The 24,439-nt window shown below is 48.7% G+C and carries 22 protein-coding genes and 4 riboswitches; of the genes, 13 read left to right on the top strand and 9 right to left on the bottom strand.

Features of this window, described 5'->3' with window-relative positions; translation table 11 throughout:
- Window positions 1-5: 5 nt before the first annotated feature.
- From B3M90_RS03400 to B3M90_RS03390, 3 genes are read right to left on the bottom strand one after another with little or no spacing between them, the layout of a single operon-like run.
- Window positions 6-818, bottom strand: coding sequence for a ZIP family metal transporter (locus B3M90_RS03400; RefSeq protein ID WP_023467025.1), 813 nt, complete (start codon window positions 816-818; stop codon window positions 6-8).
- Window positions 819-869: 51 nt separating this feature from the next.
- On the bottom strand, window positions 870-1,199 hold the full coding sequence (locus tag B3M90_RS03395) for a YolD-like family protein (protein ID WP_023467027.1): 330 nt from the start codon (window positions 1,197-1,199) through the stop codon (window positions 870-872).
- Entirely contained in the window at window positions 1,183-2,505 is a 1,323-nt protein-coding gene (locus tag B3M90_RS03390) for a DNA polymerase thumb domain-containing protein (protein ID WP_047391492.1), read from the bottom strand. Before B3M90_RS03390 ends, B3M90_RS03395 begins: the two co-directional genes overlap by 17 nt.
- Before the next feature lie 174 nt (window positions 2,506-2,679).
- On the opposite strand from B3M90_RS03390, the gene B3M90_RS03385 reads away from it, so the two are divergent.
- On the top strand, window positions 2,680-3,318 hold the full coding sequence (locus tag B3M90_RS03385; RefSeq protein WP_290782592.1) for a pentapeptide repeat-containing protein: 639 nt from the start codon (window positions 2,680-2,682) through the stop codon (window positions 3,316-3,318).
- A 68-nt stretch (window positions 3,319-3,386) separates the two neighbouring features.
- Here B3M90_RS03385 and B3M90_RS03380 read toward each other — a convergent pair whose 3' ends face one another.
- The 6 genes from B3M90_RS03380 to B3M90_RS03355 form a co-directional block, all read right to left on the bottom strand.
- The gene (locus B3M90_RS03380; RefSeq protein WP_290782591.1) at window positions 3,387-4,142 is read right to left on the bottom strand and encodes an MBL fold metallo-hydrolase; all 756 of its coding nucleotides are present in this window, start codon (window positions 4,140-4,142) and stop codon (window positions 3,387-3,389) included.
- Window positions 4,143-4,202: 60 nt separating this feature from the next.
- Complete coding sequence (locus tag B3M90_RS03375; RefSeq protein ID WP_056063724.1) at window positions 4,203-4,691, bottom strand: arsinothricin resistance N-acetyltransferase ArsN1 family A; 489 nt, start codon at window positions 4,689-4,691, stop codon at window positions 4,203-4,205.
- 125 nt (window positions 4,692-4,816) lie between these two features.
- Entirely contained in the window at window positions 4,817-5,353 is a 537-nt protein-coding gene (locus B3M90_RS03370) for a 1,2-dihydroxy-3-keto-5-methylthiopentene dioxygenase (protein ID WP_035410968.1), read from the bottom strand.
- A gap of 16 nt (window positions 5,354-5,369) precedes the next feature.
- Window positions 5,370-5,990: a methylthioribulose 1-phosphate dehydratase gene (locus B3M90_RS03365; protein ID WP_290755756.1), complete on the bottom strand. Its 621-nt coding sequence runs from the start codon at window positions 5,988-5,990 to the stop codon at window positions 5,370-5,372.
- Complete coding sequence (locus tag B3M90_RS03360) at window positions 5,987-6,646, bottom strand: 2-hydroxy-3-keto-5-methylthiopentenyl-1-phosphate phosphatase (protein ID WP_290782590.1); 660 nt, start codon at window positions 6,644-6,646, stop codon at window positions 5,987-5,989. Before B3M90_RS03360 ends, B3M90_RS03365 begins: the two co-directional genes overlap by 4 nt.
- Entirely contained in the window at window positions 6,643-7,833 is a 1,191-nt protein-coding gene (locus B3M90_RS03355; protein ID WP_058714038.1) for a 2,3-diketo-5-methylthiopentyl-1-phosphate enolase, read from the bottom strand. The genes B3M90_RS03360 and B3M90_RS03355 overlap by 4 nt, the downstream gene beginning before the upstream one ends.
- Before the next feature lie 70 nt (window positions 7,834-7,903).
- Window positions 7,904-8,005: riboswitch (SAM riboswitch) on the bottom strand.
- A 205-nt stretch (window positions 8,006-8,210) separates the two neighbouring features.
- A riboswitch (SAM riboswitch) is annotated at window positions 8,211-8,314 on the top strand.
- 78 nt (window positions 8,315-8,392) lie between these two features.
- Between B3M90_RS03355 and mtnK the strand changes: the two genes are divergently transcribed.
- From mtnK to B3M90_RS03295, 12 genes are all read left to right on the top strand, one after another.
- Window positions 8,393-9,559 (top strand): S-methyl-5-thioribose kinase, encoded by a 1,167-nt coding sequence (mtnK, locus tag B3M90_RS03350; RefSeq protein ID WP_290755752.1) that lies wholly within the window; start codon window positions 8,393-8,395, stop codon window positions 9,557-9,559.
- Complete coding sequence (gene mtnA, locus B3M90_RS03345; protein WP_290755750.1) at window positions 9,556-10,605, top strand: S-methyl-5-thioribose-1-phosphate isomerase; 1,050 nt, start codon at window positions 9,556-9,558, stop codon at window positions 10,603-10,605. The genes mtnK and mtnA overlap by 4 nt, the downstream gene beginning before the upstream one ends.
- 11 nt (window positions 10,606-10,616) lie before the next feature.
- Complete coding sequence (locus B3M90_RS03340) at window positions 10,617-11,699, top strand: sugar ABC transporter substrate-binding protein (protein WP_029340727.1); 1,083 nt, start codon at window positions 10,617-10,619, stop codon at window positions 11,697-11,699.
- Window positions 11,696-13,204 carry a sugar ABC transporter ATP-binding protein gene (locus B3M90_RS03335; protein WP_214856035.1) on the top strand — a complete coding sequence of 503 codons (1,509 nt, stop codon included), beginning with the start codon at window positions 11,696-11,698 and terminating at the stop codon, window positions 13,202-13,204. The genes B3M90_RS03340 and B3M90_RS03335 overlap by 4 nt, the downstream gene beginning before the upstream one ends.
- Window positions 13,201-14,205 carry an ABC transporter permease gene (locus B3M90_RS03330; protein WP_029340729.1) on the top strand — a complete coding sequence of 335 codons (1,005 nt, stop codon included), beginning with the start codon at window positions 13,201-13,203 and terminating at the stop codon, window positions 14,203-14,205. The genes B3M90_RS03335 and B3M90_RS03330 overlap by 4 nt, the downstream gene beginning before the upstream one ends.
- Before the next feature lie 365 nt (window positions 14,206-14,570).
- Complete coding sequence (locus B3M90_RS03325; RefSeq protein ID WP_290782589.1) at window positions 14,571-15,527, top strand: AAA family ATPase; 957 nt, start codon at window positions 14,571-14,573, stop codon at window positions 15,525-15,527.
- Window positions 15,524-16,606: a DUF58 domain-containing protein gene (locus B3M90_RS03320; protein ID WP_290782588.1), complete on the top strand. Its 1,083-nt coding sequence runs from the start codon at window positions 15,524-15,526 to the stop codon at window positions 16,604-16,606. Before B3M90_RS03325 ends, B3M90_RS03320 begins: the two co-directional genes overlap by 4 nt.
- Window positions 16,603-18,675 (top strand): transglutaminaseTgpA domain-containing protein, encoded by a 2,073-nt coding sequence (locus B3M90_RS03315; RefSeq protein WP_290782587.1) that lies wholly within the window; start codon window positions 16,603-16,605, stop codon window positions 18,673-18,675. Before B3M90_RS03320 ends, B3M90_RS03315 begins: the two co-directional genes overlap by 4 nt.
- A gap of 40 nt (window positions 18,676-18,715) precedes the next feature.
- Window positions 18,716-18,817, top strand: a riboswitch (purine riboswitch).
- A 129-nt stretch (window positions 18,818-18,946) separates the two neighbouring features.
- Window positions 18,947-20,467, top strand: a complete 1,521-nt coding sequence (guaA, locus tag B3M90_RS03310; protein ID WP_290782637.1) for a glutamine-hydrolyzing GMP synthase — start codon at window positions 18,947-18,949, stop codon at window positions 20,465-20,467.
- Between the two features lie 110 nt (window positions 20,468-20,577).
- Window positions 20,578-21,609, top strand: a complete 1,032-nt coding sequence (locus B3M90_RS03305) for an acyltransferase family protein (protein ID WP_290782586.1) — start codon at window positions 20,578-20,580, stop codon at window positions 21,607-21,609.
- 69 nt (window positions 21,610-21,678) lie between these two features.
- Window positions 21,679-21,780: riboswitch (purine riboswitch) on the top strand.
- 135 nt (window positions 21,781-21,915) lie between these two features.
- Window positions 21,916-23,220 carry an NCS2 family permease gene (locus B3M90_RS03300; protein WP_414655223.1) on the top strand — a complete coding sequence of 435 codons (1,305 nt, stop codon included), beginning with the start codon at window positions 21,916-21,918 and terminating at the stop codon, window positions 23,218-23,220.
- An 84-nt stretch (window positions 23,221-23,304) separates the two neighbouring features.
- Window positions 23,305-24,216 (top strand): proline dehydrogenase family protein, encoded by a 912-nt coding sequence (locus tag B3M90_RS03295; RefSeq protein ID WP_290782584.1) that lies wholly within the window; start codon window positions 23,305-23,307, stop codon window positions 24,214-24,216.
- The last annotated feature ends 223 nt before the right edge of the window (window positions 24,217-24,439 follow it).

Raw genomic sequence — 24,439 nt, 5'->3', positions numbered from 1 at the left:
TTAGATTACCCGAGTGCGACATCGAGAATCATCATGACCGTAAAACCGACCATCAAACCAAGCGTTGCTAAATCGGATCCGTTCTCTGCTTGTGACTCCGGAATCAATTCTTCGACGACGACGAAAATCATCGCTCCGGCAGCAAACGATAACGCATACGGTAGAAGCGGTTGAACGAAGAAGACTGCGGCTGCTCCGACCATCGCGGCAATTGGTTCGACGATCGCTGACAATTGACCGTAATGGAAGGCCCGCCGACGCGACATCCCTTCACCGCGTAGTGGAATCGATAGGGCAGCCCCCTCCGGCATGTTTTGTATCCCAATACCGAGTGCGAGCGTCAAGGCACCGGCGACGGTCGCACCGTCCATGTTCAAGGCAGCGGCACCAAAAGCGACACCAATCGCAAGTCCTTCGGGAATATTATGCAACGTGATCGCAAGAAATAATAACGTCGTTTTCTTGAGTCCTGTCGAAGGACCTTCAGCCGTCTCGAGTGGTGCAGATAAGTGCAAATGCGGTGTGACGAAGTCAAGCAAACGGACGAAAAATCCACCAGCGAGAAAACCGATGGCGGCAGGAATCCAAGCGATTCCACCATCTTGCTCTGTGAACTCGATCGCAGGAGCAAGCAACGACCAAAATGACGCAGCAATCATGACGCCGGCAGCAAAACCGAGCATCATGTTCATGACGCGTTTTTCAATCGTCGTAAAGACGAAAACGAGTGCCGCACCAAGTGCGGTTAACCCCCAAGTCATCATTCCGGCAAGCAATGCTTGCACGACGACGGGGAGGGAAGTAAACCAATCCAACATGACTATTCCTTCTTTCCGGGCACGATTTAAAGCATCCATCTGTATGAGAGCTTACCCGTTTTCGATCCGGACGATTCGTGTGAAGGGAATTTCAATGACTTCACGTCCGCGCAGAAAGAGAACGGAACGTTCGGGTTCTAGTCGTTCCACGAAACCGACGACCGTCACGTAGCTACTTTCCTTATAATACGTGATTTCAAGTTCGTTTCCTTCTATTAAAGCTTCTTGAAGCAGAAAGTGCCATGATTCTTGCAACTGTTCATCAATTTCAGGCAAGTCGAGCTGATGCATCTGGACATAATATTCCCGCAACAGTTGCAAATGTTCCGGCATGAGAAAAGGAATCCATTTTAAATTTCCTCGATCACGATACGCTGTCATGAAGATCACCTCCCGGATGACCGCCGACGAAACGAAGACGACGTTTGGCGACACTCGTATCAAGAAACGAGACAGCGAGGCGAATCGTTCCTTTTCCGTAGCGGAGGTTGACGACATCCATTGCTTTTAATAACCGTCGTCGTTTCCAGAGCCGCGCATTATCCTCGAACAAAGACAACTGTAAGGTGCCTTGATCGGCAGTCAAATGCCCCACTGCGACGGATAAAAAACGAACAGGTTCTCCGTCGAGCCAATTCGGTTCGAATAATTGTAAGACGTGACGCAGAATGATTCGTTCATCGGATGTCGGATAAGGCAACCGCACTTGACGCGAGAAACCACTTCGGACGACGTTTCGAGAATAGCGGACGCCGATGTGAACGGTCCAACCGACTTGATTCGAAAAGCGGCAACGTGCGGCAACATCCTGCACGAGTTCGTTGAGCACATTCCGGATACGTTCGAACTGATAATAGTCCTGCATTAAGGTCACACCGTGTCCGATCGTCCGTTGAGGGGCTTTCTCGAACAGATGACGAGGCGCAAGAAGTGTCGGTGACGCGTCAAGACCCCAAGCGTGGTGCCATAGTTCGGCACCGATGACACCGAATCGTTCGTGCAACTCTTCGACAGGGCGCATTGCAAGATCACCGATTGTTTCAATCCCCATCATCTGCAGATGTTGTTCCATACGGTGTCCGACCCCCCACATCTTCCGAATCGGAAAATCATGAAGACGTCGTGCGACGTCGGCATATCCACATCGCGCGATGCCTTCTTTTTTCCCGATTAAATCAAGGGTCAGTTTCGCGATGACGTTATTTGGACCAATCCCGATCCGGACGTGGATGCCGGTCTGTTTCAGGATCGCTTCTTTAATTTTGAGGGCAGCTTGCAGGTCGGAACCAAATAGGCGATCGGTTCCGGTCATGTCAATGAAGCTTTCGTCAATCGAATAGACGCGGATCGCTTCAGGTGGGGCGAATTGGTGCAGGACATCAAGGACACGTATTGACGTCTTCATATAAGCGAGCATGCGTGGTTCGACAAGTTGAATCGTGCGACGAACAGCGTATGGCAATTGCTCGATTTCATATAGTCGACCGGCTGTCTTGATTCCTAGTGCTTTTAAGGCAGGGGTGGCAGCGAGAATGACGGATCCGCTTCGTTTTAAATCGGAGACGACCGCTAGGCGTGTCGTCAAGGGAGGGAGATTGCGATACTGGCATTCACAACTGGCGTAGAAGGACACACTGTCGACACAAAAAATACGTTTATCTTGTGGTAAAACGACGGAAGGAAACATTTGAATCACTCCTTTACATAAAAGAACGTATGTTCTTATTTTGATTTTCTTTGACTATAGCATGGTCTCAAAGTGTCTCAAAATAAAAACTGTTGAAAAAAGGGGAATTTGAACGATTTTCCCTCATATAAAAGGAGTTTGATACACTAAGGGAGAGAAAAAGGGGGAATTTTTATGAAAGAGATCGTTATCCGTTTACCAGAATTACCGAAAACGCTTCAACCAGAGACGTTCGATCAAGTCGAAATCGATGACCCGTATCTGAAAGGGGCGCGTTATGAGAAAGAGTCGATGCCGAGTGAACTGACAGAACGCATCGATGCCTATCAAGTGTGTTTTCAAAATGTCTCGTTCGCGAATCTCACCTTTGACCGTGGTTCGTTCGAAGATATCCGTTTTGAGCAATGTGACTTAACGGGATGTCACTTCCAAGAAACTCGTTTTCACCGCGTGTCCTTCGTCGGATGCCGGATGACGGGTGTTCAGTTCGAAGATTGTACGCTAGACCATTTGACGATTCAGGAAGGACTTGCAGATTACGCACAGTTCATTCGCAGTACGGTCCGTCACCAACACTGGAGCGAAACGACGATGAAAGAAGCACAGTTCTTCGAAGTGAAACCGACCCAGTGGAAACTCGAAGCGGTCCGGCTTACGGGTAGTCAATGGATTGAAACGCCGTTAAAAGGTCTCGACCTCCGGCAGACGGAGCTCTCTGGTATTACGATCGATCCGCGATTTTTACCAGGTGCTGTCATTACGGAAGAGCAAGCAGTTGCCTTTGCTCGCTTGTTAGGTCTTGTCATTCCATAACAAAAAGAAGTCCTGCTTTCGATTGTTACTCGAAAAGCAGGACTTCTTTTCAATGAAGATTACTGTTCTTAAAATGACATCGTTTCGCCATCCTCTGGAATCAGGAAATGGGCAGAAAGGTGGAAGGCGGCTAAAAAGTCAGCAATCATGTCGCGCCGCAGGAGACAGTGATTGACGGACTCGAGGTGCGAGACGATGATCGTCGCTTCCGCCGCCGCTTCGTGTACGGCAAGGAGATCACGCTGTGACATCGTGATCGGCTCTCCCGTCAAGAACTGGGCGGCGCCACTGTTGACGACGATGATATCGGGCGTATGTTGTTCGATCGCATGCGCGACCTCGTCACACCAGATCGTATCACCTGCGATATAAAGTGTCGGTTCGTCCGAATGGGTCAGGACGAGCCCAGACACACGTCCCATCCGTTCGCCGATTTCACCGACACCATGCTGTCCACCTGTTCGATGGACTTGGATATCACCGATCGTTACACCGGAATCGAAGGAAGAAACGTTCGTGAAGCCGGCTTCTCGGATTTGTTGCGCGTCGTCTTCTTGCTGCGCATAGAGTGGCAAATGCTTGGGTAGAAGTTGTTTTGCAGCATCGTCGAAATGATCGGCATGCAGGTGCGTGACGAAGATTGCGTCAGGATCAAGCAGTGTCTTGACATCGACCGGTAAGTCGACGAGTGGATTGGCGACGGCATTCGGTGTTTGACCGAAGGGAGGTAAGCTGCCTTTTTCGCCAAGGAACGGATCAATCAGTAAGACTTGATTGGCATACGTGACAACGAGTGTTGCATTACGAATTTGTTGAATATCCATTAGGTTCATCCTCTCTCAATGACTCGGATTGACTATTCCCTGTCTGGCATTCAATGAATCCTATCGTAAGCGTTTCTCCATCGCCATGACGTCGACATATTCGCCGTTCAAGCGACCTTGTTCCTTAAATGTCCCAACAATCCGGAATCCGGAACGGATATAGAGCTTTTGTCCGATTTTATTGAACGGGAAGGTAAAGAGAATCAGCTTATGCATCTGATGATCGCGCGCATGTTGTTCGGCAGTTTCTAACAACTGTGTCCCGATCCCTTGTCCGCGATGTGTTCGAGTAATGTAGACGGAAATCTCACCAACTGTCGCATAGACAGGACGCGGGTTATACGGATCAAGAGAAATGAAGCCGAGGACACCTGTCTCATCTTCTGCGACATATCCAGCGTAGCGATGCGTACGCTCTGCATACCACTGGGTCATGAACGATAAATCTTTTCGATCCGTCTCAAGCGTTGCGATTCGGTCTTCGATGCCTTCATTATAAATGGATAGAACAGCGGGTAAGTCATGTTCCGTTACAGGACGAATATGCATGTTGCTCACTCCCCAATCGCTTTTCCCTCATTATATCTGTTACGTGTCGATGTAGTGATATGTTTGTGAGATAAGAAAAAGCGCCGATTCTCCTTATATAGAAGAAATCAACGCTTTTGTCGTTCTTAAGAGACCGTGGATGTCTCGTTCTCGTAAATTGGAACCCAACCATCCGTCGTGACGAAAATTCGAACAGCGACGACTTTCCGATCCTCTTGGAGCGTAAAGTAGTGGCGTGTATTGACAGGAACAGAAATCAAATCACCAGGATTGAGTTCGATGTTATAGTAGCCGACTTCTTCGTCTTTGATCGCGAAGACGCCGTGACCGCTGACGATGAAACGGACTTCATCATCCGTGTGATGATGTTCTTTCTGGAAGTTGACGAGCAACTCGTCAAGGTTCGGTGTCGTATCCGAAAGTGAAATGATATCAGCTGTCTGATATCCACGACGTTCTGATACGTCTTTGATTTCTGGAGCGAACGTATCGAGAATCGTTTGTTTGTCGGCATCCGTCAGTGTGAAGTTCTCGACGAGAGGTGCTGGTAGTTTTGAGACGTCCCATTGTTCGTAAAGAACGCCGCGCGATGCGAGGAAGTCAGCGACTTCCGTTTGATCCGTATACCGTGTGTTTGTTTCTTGGAATAAGACTGTTGCCATGAGATGATTCCTCCTTTTAATAGATAGATTGACGGCATGATTGCAACGTCAACGTATAGTTGAATAAAAACTCGAAGGCTTCGAGGTGTTTCTTTGCTTCAAAGGCGGTCGGTGCCCAGACCGTGATTCCGTGATTGCGAATCAGGACGGCACCGCTGTCCGCTGTGACATATGGCGCAAAAGCAGCAGCGAGTGTCGGGATGTCCGCGTGATTCGGAATGATCGGCACCGTGACCGTCGCATCTTCTTCCCAGTGACCGAGTGCCTTGATGATTTCTTGACCGGAGAAGGTGATACTTCCTTGATCGCCATATAACTCCGAAATCACATTGTTCGCAATCGTATGGACATGCAGGGAACATCCGGCGTTCGTTCGGTTGAACACTTCGACATGGAGCAATGTCTCAGCAGAAGGACGCCCGGATTGCTCACCGATCAATTGACCGGTCGCATCGACATGAACGAAGTCGTCAGGAGTCGTCTGCCGTTTATCTTTTCCGCTTGCCGTCACAAGGAATTCAACCGGGACACCGGATGTCCGGATGGCGAGATTGCCACTCGTACCAGGGAACCAATCGCGCGCCGCAAGCTCTTGTTTGATGGCGCGTAGCTCTTCATACCGTCGCATGAATGTCATGTTGTCACCTCCGCTCGTGTTAAATCATGAACGATATCGTGGAACGTCTCAAACGGTGTATAGGCGATATCGTTCTCTTCACACAACGTGATCAGATAATCACGGGCATAGACACGATCCGCTTGTTTTGCGAGTTCGAAGTCCGTCACCGAGTCGCCGATGACGATGATGACGTCACCGTCTTTACGTAGTGTCCGGGCAACGGACGTTTTACAACAGCCGCACCCGTTCGTGCAATGGGTATCGCAGGCGTTTGGCCAATCGATATGGACGAATGGACCACTAAAATCAGCGACGCTACAGTAAATCTGTTCTTGGTCGAGGAATGGCGCTAAGATTGGTTCGACGAAAAAGTCCATTCCACCGCTGACGATCGAAAAATCGATGCCTTGACGACGACTGTACTGCAGTAACTCCGAAAATCCGTCGCGAATGACTGCACGCTCCAACAAAAAGTCAAGATAGGCTGTTTTTCCGTCAGACGGCAGAAGTGCGAACATTTGCCCGACACCACTCTGAATCGATAACGTCCGGTCGAGTACACCGCGTTTTAACGGTTCGAAGTCACTCGCTGGCGCAAATGCCTGCATGAGTGCGATGATGTTATCCTGTGTCGTCACCGTCCCGTCGAAGTCACAAAGAATCCGTACGGTCATGACTTGATCCCCCAAGCGTCGAGGGCAATTCGTAATTCTTCATGACGCGATGCTGCCGTCGATAGGGATTCATTTGCGAGTGCCGCATCGAGTGCCTGACGGAAAGCAATGACACCAGCCGCAGCACCTTGCGGATGACCATGTACGCCGCCGCCGGCGTTGATGACGGAATCGATCCCGAAGTCTCGTACGAGTTGAGCGACGAGTCCAGGATGAATACCGGCTGAAGGAACCGGGAAGATTGATTTCGTCTGACCGAGACGGGTCGCTTCGACCGCGATACCACGGGCGACATCCTTTGGCAAAGCGACATTGCCGTAAGGAGACGGGAATAGCGTCAAGTCTGCTCCAGCAGCGCGCGGTAATGTGCCGAGTAAGACAGGAGCTGCGACTCCGTGATTCGGGCTAGCGATCAACGCACCGCTATATGCCGGATGATTGAAAATCGGAACGTTGATTTCCGGATCACTTGCCAGTTCGCGTAAGACGTCGAGTCCGTATGTGAAGGTATTCAGCAAGAAAGCAGTCGCTCCAGCATCAATCAATCGCTTGGCTTGATCCTTGAGCGTAAAGACAGGACCGCTGAGTGTGATCGCATATAACGCACGTTTACCGGTCCGTTGGAAGTGAGCATCGATGACCTCACGTCCGATCCGTGCCCGGTCAATCGTTGGTGTCAATGGATTGTCGTATAGGATCTCATCGTCTTTGACGAGATCGATCCCACCAGCGAGTTGTCCTTCGAGTTGATCACGAAGGAACGATAAATCGCGTCCGATGACTCCTTTGAAGATGCTCATTAATAGTGGGCGATCTTCGACACCGATCAAGGAACGGACCCCTTCGATCCCGAACTTTGCACCTGGAAAGTCCGACGTAAATGTATCGGGTAGTAGCAATTCCGTTAATTTGATTTCACCGTCGAGTGAGAGTTTCCCGAAGACGGTCGTCAGAATCGCAGAAAAGTCGCGCGATACGTTATGTTCCGGGTAACGAATCGTGATATATCCTTTGCCATCGCGCTCTTCGGTATGTACGACTTCCCCTTTGAACGAGGCAAGTTGTTGTTGTTCGAGATGATTCAGTTCCGTCCAAGAACCGACTGTCAGACCAAGCGCGAGTTGTTCAGCGCGCTGCTCGAGTCGATCACGGGCAGTCAATTGATAAGTAGCAGTGATATAAGCCATGTCTTTCCTCCTTCAACAAAAAAATGGTCTCTCGTCAGCGACAAGAGACCATGAATGATTCGAACGTGGACTCTTATCTGTCAGCTTAGTAGCTGCAAGAATTAGCACCGTGCCAAAAGGTCGGTTGCTGCGACATCGTAGGGCTTGTCCCTCCGTCTGCTCTTGATAAGAATTGGATGAAATTGTGAAATCTAATTGCAATTTTTACATGAGAATCGCCACTTGTCAAACTATTTTTAGAAAATTTATTTTTTTGAAAATACTCTTTCTATAGATGACTTAAAAATGATATCCGTTTCTGCTTGATTTCGATTTGACAGCGAGGAAGTCGATTGCGTAAGATTCAAATCAATATCACACACGACAACTACATACGACTCTTATCGCGAGTTGGCAGAGGGAATTGGCCCGATGACGCCGCAGCAACCGACCACTGGGCACGGTGCTACATCCAACAGACGTTTCGTCTGAGAGATAAGAGGACGCAGTGACTTTTCTGCGCCTCTTTTCGATGACGAAAAGAGGCGCTTTTTCGTGTATCACATAGGGGGAAACTGAGATGACATATAAAGCATTCACAGAACAGGACGCGATTGATTGTGTTCGGACATTAGGACTGATCGGCGATGGAGCCGTCGAAGCAGAAGAGATTGGCGACGGGAACCTCAACCTCGTCTTTCGGATTCGAGAAGGCGAACATCGCTTGATTTTAAAACAAGCATTACCATATGCGAAGGTCGTCGGGGAGAGCTGGCCGTTATCGCTCGAACGAGCGTGGATCGAGCAATCCGCACTCCGTGAATTCGCACGGCATGCCGTACCGTTCGTGCCACGTGTTTTTCATGCTAGTCATGAAGAGGCATATACGGTCATGGAAGATCTTTCACATCTGACGATCGTTCGAAGTGGTTTACTCGCAGGTGAACAGTATCCGTTGCTTGCGGAACATATCGGTTCTTATCTCGCTCGGACGTTATTCCATACATCGGACTTTGCGCTTGGTCCGGTTGAAAAGAAACGTGTCGCCCGAACGTACTACAATCCAGACTTGTGCGACATCACGGAAAAATTAATCTTCACGGATCCGTTTCATGACGCGGAGACGAACGAGATTGAAGCCGGACTCGAAGAAGAGGTGGCACGTCTATGGGCAGACGATGAGTTGAAACGCGAAGTCGCAAAACTCGAAGCGCTCTTCATCACGAAAGGAGATGCATTGCTGCACGGCGATCTACATACAGGAAGCATCTTCGCCTCGGCGACGGAAACGAAAGTCATCGACCCTGAATTCGCCTTTTATGGTCCATTCGGATTCGATGTCGGGCAGTTCATTGCGCATCTATTCTTCGCGGCATATCCGGATTACCCTACACGACGTGGCGCCCGAATCAAGGATATCGATACGTTCTGGCTGACGTTTGCTTCAACGTTCCGTGCATTATGGGAACGGGAAGCCGTCGAACCATTCCGGGCATCGGGGCTCGTCGACGATGTACTGAGCACGATCTTGCAGGATGCCCTTGGCTTTGCCGGTTGCGAATTGATTCGGCGGACGATCGGCCTTGCACCGGTCGCTGATTTAGAATCAATCGATTCAACGACGGAACGCTTAGAGCGGAAACGTCACGCTCTTCGTCTAGGAGCGGCGTTAATCAAACGCCGTACAGAATGCCGGACATTCGATGATTTACGAAACTTTGACGTAACGGAGGAACTGAGCCGATGACTACATTCGTTCAAAGTATCCGTTACGAAGATCGTGTCTTGACGATTCTCGATCAGACACGTCTACCGCAAGAAGAGCACTATGAAGTCATTGCTGATCTCGCGCAAGCGGTTGAGGCGATTAAACAACTACGTGTCCGGGGCGCACCTGCGATCAGCTTATTCGGTGGATTCGTGCTCGTTCAAGAAGCGTACCGCTTTGAAGCAGAGCTACCGGTCTACAAGCAAGCCTTGCTTGAGACATCGGCGACGTTACTCGCGACACGACCGACGGCCGTCAACTTGCGAAATGTCCTCGATCAATTGAATCCAATCATTCAAGACGGGACGTCGGTAGAAGTGATTCGCGAACGGTTGGAAAAACGGACGGTCGCCTTATACGACCAGGATGCGCAGACGTCACGTCAAATCGGGATTCATGCACTGGAATTGTTCCAGTCAGGCGACCGGATCCTAACGATTTGTAATGCTGGATCGATTGCGACCGCTGCTTATGGAACGGCACTTGCGCCGTTCTACATCGCAAAAGAACGCGGCATCGAATTATCCGTTTTTGCGAGTGAGACGCGACCGTTACTGCAGGGAGCACGATTGACGACATGGGAGCTGCAACGTGCCGGCATCGATGTCACGTTAATTACGGACAACATGGTCGCCCATACGCTGAAAGAAAAACAGATCGATGCGATCATCGTCGGTGCCGACCGCATTACACGAAACGGAGATACGGCGAATAAGATCGGGACGTTCCAATTGGCACTGCTCGCGCAAGCTTTTGGTATTCCGTTTTACGTCGCAGCACCGCTCTCGACGTTCGACTTCTCGCTCGTTTCCGGAGACGCGATCGAAATCGAAGAACGTGATCCGCAGGAAGTGACGACTGTCCAAGGTGTCGCGACAGCACCGGGAGGCGTCGCTGTCTTCAACCCGGCGTTTGATGTCACACCACACACATTGATCACGGGCATCATTACCGAACTTGGTGTCATCACGCAACCGAATGAAGAAACGATTGAACAATTAACAGGGCTTCAACCCCTCGGATAAGGAGATATGTCATGAAAAAACTAGCTTACGCCGTCCTAGCACCGGCACTGTTACTAGCGGCTTGTGCGAATGGAGAAGCCACGACGACGAAGGTCGTCAAGGATGTACCAAAAGGGGTTCAATCGGACGTCAAGATCGCCGTCATCCGCAACCTAGCATCGGACGACCATACGAAACAATTCCTTGATGGCGCACGAAGTGAAGGCGAAGCGCTTGGCTTTAAAGTCAGCACGTTCATTTCGGAAGGTAACGACGTCAAGTTCAAGGAGCTGGTCGCGCAAGCGATTCAGCAAGATTATGATGGGCTCATCATCTCGCATGGTAAGGAAGACTACGCCTATGACATGATTAAACCAGCGGTCGACAAAGGGCTGAAGGTCGTGACGTTCGATACGGTCACGAAGAAAAAAGGAACGGCGTTAAAAGGTGTGACGGAAACATTCCAAAACGATCATCAACTCGCGAAGCTATCGCTTGATGAAGTGACGAAGGTGACGGACAAAAAGCCGGTCCGTGTCATCAAACTTTGGTTCGGACCAGGTTTTGCCCCGCTCGATCGTCGTCAGGAAATCTATAAGACGTACGAAGCAGACGGTAAGATCAAAACGCTTGAGACGGTTGGACCGACAAACTTCCAAGATGTCCAAGGGGATATCGCAACGAAGATGAATGCGATTCTCGCGAAATATCCGAAAGGAAGCATTGATGCGGTTTGGGGAGCGTGGGACGAAGTCGCAAAAGGGGCTTACAAATCGCTCAAGGATAATAAACGTCAAGAAATCCCGCTAATCTCGATCGATGTCTCGAATCAGGATATCAACCTGATGCGTGAAAAAGGCAGTAACTGGGTCTCGACGAGTGCGGTGGATCCATTCTTGATTGGACAAACGGACATGCGATTACTGGCTAAGAAAATCGCTGGCGAGAAGACGCCGGATAGCTTTGATCTCGATGCGAAACTTGTGGAGCAGAAGGCGTTGAAGCAGGATACGACGATGTACAATCTCGATACGATCATCAAAGGATGGAGTACATCGGACAAATTCAATGAACCGTGGATGGACCGGTTGCGTGACGTCCATAAAAAACAATGACGTCTACCAATCATCACTTGAAGATGACTGGGATTTCACTGGCGTTTCCAGGAGTGCAAGCCTTAAAACAAGTCTCGTTTGAAGTGAAATCCGGTGAAATCCACGCGCTTGTCGGTGCGAATGGTGCCGGTAAGTCGACGTTGATGAAAGTCTTATCCGGAGCGGAAACGGCGGACGAAGGAACGATCCGTCTCGACGGGAAGGAGTTGTCCATCACGTCACCGCGTGATGCGAAACAGATTGGAATCGACCTCGTCCAACAAGAGGTCGATGTGGCACTTGTCCCGTATTTGACGGTCGCTGAGAATATCTGTCTCGATCTGTTGACGGACGGAACGATGACTGGCTTCGTATCCCAACGCCGTTACATACAGCGTGCCAAGGAAGCGTTAGCGACATTACAGGCGGATATTTCCGTCAAGACACGTGTCGAGGAGTTGCGGCTTGCTGAAAAGCAACTCGTACTGATTGCTCGCGCCCTCGTCCAAGAACGCCGTTTTTTGATTTTAGATGAACCAACGGCACCTCTCAGTCAGGCGGAAACAAGCCATCTCTTTTCAGTCGTGCGTCGTTTAGCCGAACGAGGGCTTGGGATCATCTTCATCTCGCATCGTTTACAGGAACTATATGAGATTTGCGACTCCATCTCAGTCATGCGCGACGGTCAACTCATCTCACGATGTCTTTTGACAGACATCACGAAGGAAGCTGTCGTTGAGCAGATGCTCGGGCGTCAGCTTACGTCTGTTGCGAAAACGTCACGGGTAAATGGAACGAACGTATTGACCGTCGAGAGTGCTACGAATGCGGACGTCCACGATATCTCCTTGACGGTTCAAGCAGGTGAAGTCGTTGGTATCGCGGGTCTTGTCGGTGCTGGTAAAACGGAATTATGCAAAGCATTGTTCGGTGATCGCCCGTTTCAGGAAGGGGAGGTTCGGATAGGTGGAAAAGCCCATCGCCTTCGCAATCCACAAGCTGCGATTCAAGCGGGAATCGGTCTCGTTCCGGAAGAACGGCGAAAAGAAGGAATTCTTGTTGCCGATTCTGTCGCAGAAAACCTGACAGCAGCGGCAGCTCATGATTTCGTCAACCGCTGGGGGCTGATGGATCGTCGTAAAGAAGTCGAACAGGCATCGCAATGGGTCAAGGAGCTGGGCATCAAAGTGGCAGACGTGAAACAGGAAGTAGGTCAACTATCCGGTGGGAATCAACAAAAAGTCGCCATCGGAAAATGGTTACTGACCGATGTTTCTGTACTCGTCTTGGACGAACCGACGAAAGGTGTCGACGTCGGAGCCAAACAAGATATCTATCGTCTGATTGACGGACTCGCGCAACAACAAAAAGGGATCCTTTACGCGACGAGTGAATGGGATGAACTTTTGACCGTCACGGACCGAATCTACGTCATGTTCGATGGACGGATCGTCCATGAAACGAAGACGGCGGATACATCAGAAGAAACCTTGTTGTGGTATGCGACAGGAGGAGGGCAACGATGAATGAGGTAGTATCAAAACAAACGAACCGAGGGAAGGGTTTACGTCCTGTCCTCGGATTCTTGAACGACTGGGGGATCGTCCTCGCGATCCTTGCCCTCGTCCTGTTTTTTGCGACGACGGCTCCAACATTCCTACAAGGGACGAATTTAATTAATATTTTACGAAGTATCTCCATCGTGACGATTATCGCGATCGGCTTGACGGTCTCTTTGACGGTCAATGGATTTGATTTATCGGTCGGGTCGACCGCGACGCTTGCGAGTTCTTTCGTCGTCTCGTTCTTCGTCTGGTACAGTCTACCGCTCGGTGTCTCGATTGGTTTAGCACTTCTCTTATCTCTTAGCGTTGCTCTGGTGAACATCTTACTCATCGTCTGGTTTAAGATTCCGGATTTGTTTGCGACGCTTGCGACGATGTTCATCGTCGAAGGTGTCGCGATGACGTATACCGGTGGTGGTTCAATCAGTGCCGGAATGCCGCGCTTGGACGGTACACCAACAGTCGGCACGATTCCGGAGGCATTCGCGAAAATCAGCCAGGCACCTTGGATCATCGTCATCATGCTCGTCGTCGTCGCTGTGACACACGTCTTCTTAAGCCATACGCGACACGGTCGTTTTCTCTATATCATCGGCGGGAATCCGGAAGCCGCACGACTGACAGGAATTCGTGTCAACCGCTACCGGGCACTCGCGTATCTGATTGCTGGGTTACTTGCGGCGGTCGGTGGGATTTTGCTTGCGTCACAAGTCGGATCGTCACAAATCAATGCCGGTTCCGGTTATCTGATGCCAGCGGTCGCAGCCGCATTCATCGGCTCGTCGTTCGCAGGACAAGGGAAGCCGAATGCGCTTGGCACACTCGTTGGGGCTTGTCTCGTCGGGATTCTTGAAAATGGTCTCGTCATGTTGTCTGTTCCATACTATTCGTTGAATATCATCAAAGGGCTGGTCCTTGCGGTCGCACTCGCGACGACCTATGCGCGGTATCGGAAAAAATAATTAAAATTCGACGTTTTGTTTATAACATATTCGGTAATATTCAATATATGAAAGGATGGTGATGCACATGAATGATTACCAATGTAGAGGGAACGATCGCATGTCGCTTCTGAAAGAAGAGGATCACCGGACTTGACGAACGTTGTCCATTGACACGGATGTATTCGTGTTTTACGTGCAACTGCACGGTTCAAGAACGGATTACGGCATGTGTTCGTTCCTGAAACAAATAAGGGGGAAACGCTACGGCGTTCCCCCTTTTTCATGTGCTAGAAACTGCTCGTATTTCTTTAAAAGCGTAGCGGAATATGAGATGATATAAAAAGTCAGAAAATTCAACTACTATGAGAGCAAGGGGCCTGACAATGCGAACATACACTAAGGAGATTCAAGCGATTATCGACAACGTAGAGAAAGTCATCATCGGTAAGGAAGATGTCATCACACAATCATTGGCAGCATTACTAGCGGGCGGTCACGTTCTATTAGAAGACGTACCGGGAGTCGGGAAGACGATGCTCGTCCGTGCGTTCAGCCGATCGATCGGGTTGACCTTCAAACGTGTTCAGTTCACGCCAGACCTACTTCCGTCAGATTTGACGGGTGTATCGATGTATAATCAGAAAACTAGCCAATTCGAATATAGACCGGGTCCTTTAATGGGAAACATCGTCTTAGCCGATGAGATCAACCGAACATCACCAAAAACTCAATCTGCCTTACTCGAGGGAATGGCGGAAGCGAACGTCACCGTCGATGGTGAGATTCATACGCTTCCGAATCCCTTTTTCGTCATGGCGACACAAAACCCGATTGAACATGAAGGCACGTATCCGTTACCAGAAGCACAACTCGACCGTTTCCTCGTCAAAGTCAAAATGGGTTATCCTGATTTCCAGCAAGAAATGAAGTTGCTCACGCGTTTTGAACGGGATGAACCAATCGAAACACTCGAAGCTGTAATTGGTCGCGAGCAATTGCTCCAGATGAAAGAAGACGTCAAGAACGTCCATGTCTCACAGCCCGTCAAAAAATATATCGTCCATCTCGTTCAAGCGACACGGACGAATGGGTCACTCTATCTCGGCGCGAGTCCTCGTTCTTCGATCGCCTTGATGAAAGTCGCGCAAGCGTGGGCGTACATGGAAGGACGCAGTTTCGTTTTGCCAGATGATGTTAAACATCTCTTGATTCCAGTCCTGTCACACCGCTTGATTTTGACAGCGGATGCGCGTTATCACGGTCAATCGTCGGAACGGATTTTAGAACAGATCAAACAAGAGGTTGCTGTACCGATCCAACAAGACGTGGAGTCTCTATGACGAAGTGGCAAATTGGTTGGCGTTACGCTGTATTACTTTTGACGACGGCAGCCTTATGGGCATATGCGCGCGTTGATGGCGGAAATGTCGCTTCCTTGCTGTTTTACGTCATGGCTGGTTTGACCGTCTACTGGACTCTCTTCCTCGTTTGGCCCGTCACACAGGCACTTGCGACACGCGAAGTATCGAATAAGATGCTCGTTGCTGGAACCGATATCCCGGTTTCCTTACGGGTTCGTCGACGTTTTCCGTTTCTCGTAGGAGCCGTCGAAGTGACGGAGGTGATTCCGAACGAACTCAGTGAAGAAAAACTCGATATTAGACGTCCACTCCGAGCCCATTACCGGAAGACGGAGCAAATCGATTACACGATACCATCGATTCGTCGAGGGGTGTATCAGATTCCAGGCTGTATCGTCGAAATCACGGATCCATTCGGGTTATTCAAGCGGAAGCGGATGTTTCCGGTCGAGACGTATCTTGCGATTGAACCAGCGCGCCTTGCCGTTCAGCTTCCCCATGAGGAAGACCGTGGCGATGGGGGAATCTCACCGGTGTCACTTGATCTTCGCCAGTCGTCCTTTACCGTCGTCGGGGTCCGGGAATACGTCAGTGGGGATCGGATGAATCAGATTGACTGGAAAGCGACAGCGAAACGCCAAGGGTTGATGACGAAGACGTTCGAACGAGAGCAAGAACGGGAGACGACGATCGTCTTTGATGAGGGAACGGAGGCAGGTGAAGCCTTCGAACGTGTCATCTCGATGCTCGCAGAAACGACGGATCAGTTGAACAAACGACGACTGAGCTATCGGATCCATCTCGTCGGGCATGCCGTTCAATCATTGTCGTTACCACTTGAAGGAGCGAAACTGACGCATTACCTGATGACGGCGCAACCGAGTCGGACGCGAACGTTCATCGAGTCATGGGAGTATTCGTCTAAGGCGCTTCGATTGAGCGGGAACGTCCTCTTCATCACACCGGATCTTGAATCGAACAATGAACTATGGATTTCGAAGATTAATCAAGAAGCCACCGTTCATGTCTATACACCAGAACGGAGGGGAGTGCGATGATACGACGATTAATCTGGAACGCCATCGCAGCAGCCCTTTTGACTTGTTTCATGCCACCACTTCTCGAACTGACGACATTCGAGCATCTTTGGTCCTTCTTACCGATGCTGTTCCTGCCTTTACTGTTATCGCATCTCGCGCGACGTTACTTCTTACTTGGCAGTCTCGCGGGGCTACTATTATCGTTCTACTTGATTTTGACACCGGGTTCCGCACCGTGGGGAATTTTTACGGAAATCAGCTCGGATATTCGAAGTGTCATCAATGGTGAATTACCAGGACGACCAGCCTTTGCGCTGTCGATTGGTTTGATCAGTTTCTTGATCGCTTATCTCGCGCGCCGGACGTTCCCGAATCGTGGGTTCGTCTTCGGACTTGCTTTTGGAGTCATCGGGTTCATCGCCTATTGTGATACCTGGACGGATTACTCGGGAGAGACGTTCATTCTTTATCCGATCATCTTGTCTTTGGTATTGCTGTATGCGACGGAGGTCAATGAACGACCGCGTGCTTCCTACGTACGCCCACTGAGCGCATTATTCATCATGGGAGCTGTCATCGTCGTTGCTGTCCAAAGTCCTGTCATCAATGCGACATGGCAAGACAGTTGGTACGATTTGACGTCGGGTCTTGAAGGGGAAGGAGAGCCGACAAATGCGATTCAAAAGGTCGGATACGGTAACAACGATGAACAACTTGGAGGACCATTCCAGATGGACGACCGAGAAGTCTTCCAAGTCGAAAGTGAAGGAAACCGCTATTGGCGCGTTGAAACAAAAGATATTTATACTGGAAAAGGTTGGATCTTGTCGGAGTCAAACCCTGAAATCGATGGACGTGGTTTTTTCTCGACCTTCGGTACAGAGGTCAAGACCCGCGAAGAGACAGCAACATTTGAAATGGCGCGTGAATTACCATTCGTGCCATATAACGGTGACAATGTAAGGGTCGAAGTGAATCAGCAACGACAAAATGTGTTGGTTGACCTCGAGAATCAAAAAATTTCGTATCTCGACGAGGCGGATCGTCAACGAAACTATCAAATCGACTATTCGTACCCGCTCTTTACGGAAGAACAGCTCCAGACAGATGAACCCGTCAATTTATCTGAGAATGAAACGGAGCGGTATCTACAACTGCCGGAAGGTTTACCGCAACGTGTCCGTGATTTAGCGAATCAAATCGTTGAAAACAAAAAAACACCATGGGACAAAGCACGGGCGATTGAAAATTATTTCGAAGAAGAAAACTTTGAATACAATACAGAAGATGTTGCTGTACCGAAAGAAAATCAGGATTACGTCGATCAGTTTCTGTTCGAGACGAAACTCGGATACTGTGATAACTTCTCGACGTCAGCCACTGTGTTACTTCGGGCAGCTGGGTTACCCGCACGCTGGGTGAAAGGATTCACGGGGGGCGAATCCGACGTCATCGGAGCTGCCGTAACGAGTTATACAGTACGCAATAAAAATGCCCATTCGTGGGTCGAAGTTTACATTGAAGGACCAGGCTGGGTACCGCTTGAACCGACAGTCAGTTTCGATGGAGTAGGACAATACACGATCGATCGGGAAACGAACAACGAGACGGAACAAACGAATCCGCAACGTGAGACAGAAAACAATACAGAGACAACAACGCCGAACCGTCCACAGGAAAATCTTCTTGATGAAGAACAGACGACGAGCACTGGACAGACGGAGCAGAAGTCAATTCCATTTTGGCCAATCTTCCTGACGGCACTCGCTCTCTTGTTCCTCTACCTGTTCCGAAAACCAATCATTCGGACACTCGCGATTCTCTTCTTCCGGAGACAGATTGAACGACCGGAAGGATTCCGACGGATGTACCGGTATCTCTTGCGACGTCTTGATAAAAAAGGATTCCATTATCAAGATGGTCGGACGCTTGCGGAACTGGCGTACGAAGTCGATGGGTACTACGAGACGTACGCGATGCGACCGTTGACGGATGCTTACGAGCGGATGGTTTATGGTGGAGAATCATTGTCGGCTGAGAAAAAACGTGAATATTTCGAAAATATCATTCGTCATGTAGAGGGTTGATATTTACGAAACGATACAGGTACAATGGGAACAACGTAAATCACACACATGCAATCTCCTTTGTATATACTCGCGAATATGGCGCGAGAGTCTCTACCGGGTCACCTTAAACGACCTGACTATGAAGGAGCAGATCCTTCGTATACATTTTTTTGTGAAGCGGCCTGCTCTTTTTCCATTTTATCCATGGGCGAAGAGCGGGCTTTTTTCATAGGGTACGCATGAAATCAGAAAGGCGGGAACAGATTTGGAAGCACATTTGGACCAGGAAATGATTCTCGTCCTCGATTTTGGAGGACAGTACAATCAATTGATCACACGTCGTATTCGGGACCTTGGTGTCTACAGTGAATTGCATTCGCATAAAATCACTGCAGCAGAAGTAAAGGAAATCGCACCTGCTGGTATCATCTTCTCAGGTGGTCCACGTAGCGTCTACGCAGAGGATGCGTACCGGTGTGACCCGGAAATCTTCGACCTCGGTATTCCAATCTTCGGGATCTGTTACGGCATGCAGCTCATGTCACAACATTTCGGCGGAACAGTAGAACGTGCGGGACATCGTGAATATGGAAAAGCCACATTGACGTTACAAGACCCGTCACCGATGTATGCGAACCTACCGCTTGAACAAACGGTCTGGATGAGCCACAGCGACCTCGTCACATCTGTGCCAAACGGATTCGTCGTCGATGGAACGAACGTGTCATGTCCGATCGCTTCGATCAAGAACGAAGAGTTGAAAATGTATGGTGTGCAGTATCACCCGGAAGTAAACCATACGGTCTTCGGAAAAGAATTGCTCAAGAACTTCCTCTTTGAAGTCTGTAAATGTGCAGGCGATTGGTCAATGGAGAACTTCATCGAAATCGAAGTAGCGAAGATTCAAGAACAAGTCGGCGACAAAAAAGTCCTCTGTGCCCTTTCAGGTGGTGTCGACTCGTCTGTCGTCGCAGCCTTGATTCACAAAGCAATCGGTGATCAATTGACATGTATGTTCGTCGATCACGGTTTACTGCGTAAGGGTGAAGCGGAAAGCGTCATGAAGACATTCGCGGATCATTTCCACATGAACGTCATCAAGATTGATGCCCAGGACCGTTTCCTCAACAAACTCCGCGGTATCTCGGATCCGGAGCAGAAACGTAAAATCATCGGCAACGAGTTCGTCTACGTCTTTGATGAAGAAGCAGCGAAACTGACGGATATGGACTTCCTTGCCCAAGGTACACTCTATACGGATATCATCGAGAGTGGTACGGATACGGCACAAACAATCAAATCACACCACAACGTCGGTGGACTGCCGGAAAACATGCAGTTTGAATTGATCGAACCGATCAACACGTTGTTCAAGGATGAAGTTCGTGAACTTGGGAAAGAACTCGGTCTTTCCGATGAAATCGTATGGCGTCAGCCGTTCCCAGGACCAGGTCTCGGAATTCGTGTCCTCGGTGAAATCACAGATGAGAAACTCGAAATCGTCCGCGAATCTGATTTCATTCTTCGCGATGAAATCAAAAAAGCAGGACTCGAGCGCGAAATCTGGCAATACTTCACAGTCCTTCCTCCAATCCGTTCGGTTGGTGTCATGGGCGATGAGCGGACATACGACTATGCGGTCGGAATCCGCGCCGTCACGTCAATTGACGGAATGACATCTGACTGGGCACGGATCCCATGGGACGTGCTTGAGAAGATTTCGGTCCGGATCGTCAACGAAGTTCAAAACGTTAACCGCGTCCTGTACGATGTGACGTCGAAACCACCTTCAACGATTGAGTGGGAATAATAATGAATCAGCACCACGTTTCTGTAAAAGAACGTGGTGCTATTTTGTTATCTCCTGCTACACTATGAGATGGAACTTATTACTACAGAGGATAGGTAAGGACATTCGTTATGAACAAACGCGATGCATATTGGGATAATGCAAAATTCGGATTGATTACGCTCGTCGTATTCGGTCATTTGATTGAACCGATGATTTCAAAAGATGTCGGTATGACGAACCTGTTTCATTTCATATATCTGTTTCATATGCCAGCTTTTATTTTCATCTCCGGTTACTTTACGAAAGGACACATGACGGCATCTCGTCTTCTTCGACTCACACTAGACTATCTTGTACTGTTTCTGCTTGTACAAACGGTATTCGTCGCGGCGACAAAGTGGATGGGACTCACACAATATGCGTTTTGGACGCTGCAACCAGCTTATATCTATTGGTATCTGTTTGCCGTATTTATATGGACGTTGGTGTTGTGGGGAATCGTCTGTATCAATCACTTTCTACAAGTGTCATTATGGTACTTTGTCGCGGGAAGCATCGTGATCAGTGTTTATCTCGGCTTTTCTGAAACGATTGGTTGGACACTCAGCGCTTCACGGATTATCGTGTTTTTCCCGTTCTTTTTACTGGGCTATACATTCCGACGACACAAGTTAACCTTTCCGACGTCGGGTGGCGCAAAGGTTTTTGGATTAGGGATGGGTGGAGTCGCAATCGTTTTACTGTTACGTTATCCAGAGATTTTGAACTTTCAATTGTTGAGTGGTACAACCGGTTATGCTCCTATGGGACTCGGTTTAGAAGGAGCAGGGGTTCGACTTTCTTTGTATGGTCTGCAACTACTCTTAGTCTGCGCTTTTTTTGCTTGGATACCACGACGACATGGAATTGGAACAACACTGGGTGCTCATACATTACCGATTTATGTCGGGCACGGTTTTATCGTCAAAGCGATGATAGCTGCATCGTTTTATGACAATGTAGGGAGTTGGCATCTGGTATGGATCGGGATGGCAACCATTCTAATATTAGTTTTACTCGGAAAATTCCCAATGACACTACAACTATCGAAATGGATCATGGTAGATTCCGAACAGAAGAGCGCTTACAAAACCGAACGTTCGGATAAATTAAGTGGTTAAATTTCGTTTTTATGGTTGACCCATGAATTTGACCATGCTACGATGTGTCTGTTCTTATTTTTCATACCACTAAAAAAACATAAATAATGCCGTATAATTCTGGGGATAGGGCCCGGAAGTCTCTACAGGAACACCGTAAAGGTTCCTACTACGGCGCACACGCAGCATCGTGCGCTTATTGAAACGGCTTTTACCGCTTAGGTAAGGGTCGTTTTTTGTTTTCAAGGAGACGGCTTATTTGGAAGGAAGGCAATCATGAGCACACAATTGAAACAGCCACACCAACCGAAAGCAAAAGAAAATGCGATTGCGCGTTTCTTTGATTTCAACGGGCTTGGTACGAACATGCGTACAGAGTTCATCGCCGGCATGACGACATTCTTCGCCATGGCGTACATCCTATTCGTCAACCCAAATACATTAGCAGAAGCAGGCATGGATGCCGGAGCGGTCTTCGGTGCAACCGCACTCGTTGCGATCATCGGTTCCGTCACGATGGGATTACTAGCGAACTATCCAATTGCGCTCGCGCCAGGAATGGGACTAAATGCTTTCTTCGCCTACAGCGTCGTCATTGGAATGGGTATTCCATGGCAAACTGCACTTTCAGGTGTTCTCGTCTCAGGTCTCGTCTTCATGGTATTAACGGCTTCAGGTATTCGTGAGGTCATCATCAACGCAATTCCAGAACCGTTGAAAATGGCTGTTGCAGCAGGTATCGGATTGTTCATCGCATTCATCGGTTTAAAAACAGGTGGTCTCGTCGTTGCGAATGAAGCGACACTCGTTTCACTCGGTGATTTAAGTAAAGGAACAACACTTCTCGCGGTATTTGGTCTTGTCATATCGGCGATCTTGATGACACGCGGTGTCAAAGGCGCGATCTTCTTTGGAATGATCGTGACGGCGATTGCTGGAATGATCTTCGGTTTGATTCCAGTCCCAACAAGTCTTGGTGAAATCGTTTCAGCACCACCGAGTATCGCACCGACATTCGGACAGGCATTCCTTCACTTCGATGAAATCTTCACGGTTCAAATGATGATTGTCATCCTGACTTTCTTCTTCGTTGATTTTTTCGATACAGCAGGTACGTTGGTTGCAGTAGCAAACCAAGCGGGTCTGATTAAAGAAAATAAAGTACCGCGTGCGGGTCGCGCATTAATTGCTGACTCAACAGCGACAGTAGCAGGTTCGATTCTTGGAACATCAACAACGGTTTCTTACGTTGAATCCAGTGCAGGGGTCGCAGCAGGTGGTCGTTCAGGGATGACCGCAATCGTCACAGCATTGTTCTTCGGTCTCGCTTTATTCTTCTCACCATTACTTGCAATCATTACAGCACCGGTCACAGCGCCTGCATTGATCATCGTCGGTGTATTGATGGCAGCTTCACTGCTTCAGATTGATTGGAAAAAATTCGAGTACGCTGTTCCGGCTTTCTTGACCGTCATCATGATGCCATTAACGTATTCAATCGCAACAGGGATTGCATTCGGTTTCCTCTTCTACCCGGTCACGATGATCGCAAAAGGACGAGCAAAGGACGTACACCCAATCATGTACGTATTATCACTTGGATTCCTCGGTTACTTCATCTGGTTGCACTAATTCAAACTGCGTCTTTCTTCTATATAGAAGAAAGACGTTTTTTTGTTAGGGAGAGGGTAAGGGAGAAGGGAGAGGGTGATTCAGATGTTACAGCAGATTACTGGACCTGTATTCGAGTACTTGGCTGAAAATAAGTTACTGATTCAATTAGCCAGAAAAGTCGGGTTACCACTTGGTGGAACATTGTTCGTCGGAGGGCAGGGCGCGGAAGAGACACTCGACACAGTCAAACAGTTCAATCAAGATGGACGAGCGGCGACAGTAGATTGTTTAGGCGAATTCATCGAGACTGAACAGGACGCGGAAGAGATTGCGAACGAATGCATCAAAGTCATCGGACAAATCAAAGCAGATGATCTAGATGCACAAGTATCTTTAAAGCTGACATCGATCGGATTAAGGATTGATCCAGATATCGCCTATCAACAGTTGAGACGTATTGCGGAAGTTGCAGATCAACAAAACATGCGTGTGACAGTCAATATGGAAGAAGCGATGATGGTCGAGTCGATCGTTCGAGTATTCGAACGCGTACATGAACATTATCCAAACGTCGGAATTGCATTACAGGCAAATGTATACCGCAGTCGTTTTGATCTAGAACGTCTTCAGGCAACAGTACGTGTCGTCAAAGGCGCATACGATGGAGACGATGAAATCTATATTCAACCTAAAAAGACCGTCGATGAGACGTACCTTCAATTAGTGAAGATTAATTTGTTAGAAGGCAACTACACGCAAATCGCGACACATGATGAACAAGTTATTCAGCAAATCATTGACTTTACTCAAATGGAACAAATTGATCCATCACGGTTTGAATTTCAAATGCTTCAAGGCATGCGACCAAAACGACAACAAGAGTTAGTTCGACAAGGTTATCGTGTCGTCATCTACGTTCCACATGGTTTGGACTGGTATACGTATTTGATGAGACGGCTAGCAGAACGCCCAGCGAATATCGCGTTTACAGTAGGCGCTATGTTAAGAAGGTAAAGACTTTGCGAAGAGGATTTAAACTCTTTACAAAGTTTTTTTAAAATAATGCTTGTGTTTGTCGAATTTTGTTGTTATATTAATAAATGTTCCAGCGAGACGCCTTTTATAAACGGTTCGTTGGGGCTGAAAAGTTTATTAAAAAGCATGGTTGACATAAACAAAACAACCTGTTAATCTATTAAAGTCGCTAAGGCGACAGACGAACTTTGAAAACTGAACG

Origin of the sequence: Exiguobacterium sp. UBA6309 (assembly GCF_002439205.1) — a bacterium.
GTDB lineage: Bacteria > Bacillota > Bacilli > Exiguobacteriales > Exiguobacteriaceae > Exiguobacterium_A.
This window is presented reverse-complemented; position numbering and strand designations above follow the sequence as displayed.

Bases quoted from the DNA above. Each gene is read 5' to 3' on its own strand.
- B3M90_RS03400 (WP_023467025.1), bottom strand. From the start codon at position 818: ATGTTGGATTGGTTTACTTCCCTCCCCGTCGTCGTGCAAGCATTGCTT.
- B3M90_RS03395 (WP_023467027.1), bottom strand. From the start codon at position 1,199: ATGACAGCGTATCGTGATCGAGGAAATTTAAAATGGATTCCTTTTCTC.
- B3M90_RS03390 (WP_047391492.1), bottom strand. From the start codon at position 2,505: ATGTTTCCTTCCGTCGTTTTACCACAAGATAAACGTATTTTTTGTGTC.
- B3M90_RS03385 (WP_290782592.1), top strand. From the start codon at position 2,680: ATGAAAGAGATCGTTATCCGTTTACCAGAATTACCGAAAACGCTTCAA.
- B3M90_RS03380 (WP_290782591.1), bottom strand. From the start codon at position 4,142: ATGGATATTCAACAAATTCGTAATGCAACACTCGTTGTCACGTATGCC.
- B3M90_RS03375 (WP_056063724.1), bottom strand. From the start codon at position 4,691: ATGCATATTCGTCCTGTAACGGAACATGACTTACCCGCTGTTCTATCC.
- B3M90_RS03370 (WP_035410968.1), bottom strand. From the start codon at position 5,353: ATGGCAACAGTCTTATTCCAAGAAACAAACACACGGTATACGGATCAA.
- B3M90_RS03365 (WP_290755756.1), bottom strand. From the start codon at position 5,990: ATGACATTCATGCGACGGTATGAAGAGCTACGCGCCATCAAACAAGAG.
- B3M90_RS03360 (WP_290782590.1), bottom strand. From the start codon at position 6,646: ATGACCGTACGGATTCTTTGTGACTTCGACGGGACGGTGACGACACAG.
- B3M90_RS03355 (WP_058714038.1), bottom strand. From the start codon at position 7,833: ATGGCTTATATCACTGCTACTTATCAATTGACTGCCCGTGATCGACTC.
- mtnK (WP_290755752.1), top strand. From the start codon at position 8,393: ATGACATATAAAGCATTCACAGAACAGGACGCGATTGATTGTGTTCGG.
- mtnA (WP_290755750.1), top strand. From the start codon at position 9,556: ATGACTACATTCGTTCAAAGTATCCGTTACGAAGATCGTGTCTTGACG.
- B3M90_RS03340 (WP_029340727.1), top strand. From the start codon at position 10,617: ATGAAAAAACTAGCTTACGCCGTCCTAGCACCGGCACTGTTACTAGCG.
- B3M90_RS03335 (WP_214856035.1), top strand. From the start codon at position 11,696: ATGACGTCTACCAATCATCACTTGAAGATGACTGGGATTTCACTGGCG.
- B3M90_RS03330 (WP_029340729.1), top strand. From the start codon at position 13,201: ATGAATGAGGTAGTATCAAAACAAACGAACCGAGGGAAGGGTTTACGT.
- B3M90_RS03325 (WP_290782589.1), top strand. From the start codon at position 14,571: ATGCGAACATACACTAAGGAGATTCAAGCGATTATCGACAACGTAGAG.
- B3M90_RS03320 (WP_290782588.1), top strand. From the start codon at position 15,524: ATGACGAAGTGGCAAATTGGTTGGCGTTACGCTGTATTACTTTTGACG.
- B3M90_RS03315 (WP_290782587.1), top strand. From the start codon at position 16,603: ATGATACGACGATTAATCTGGAACGCCATCGCAGCAGCCCTTTTGACT.
- guaA (WP_290782637.1), top strand. From the start codon at position 18,947: ATGATTCTCGTCCTCGATTTTGGAGGACAGTACAATCAATTGATCACA.
- B3M90_RS03305 (WP_290782586.1), top strand. From the start codon at position 20,578: ATGAACAAACGCGATGCATATTGGGATAATGCAAAATTCGGATTGATT.
- B3M90_RS03295 (WP_290782584.1), top strand. From the start codon at position 23,305: ATGTTACAGCAGATTACTGGACCTGTATTCGAGTACTTGGCTGAAAAT.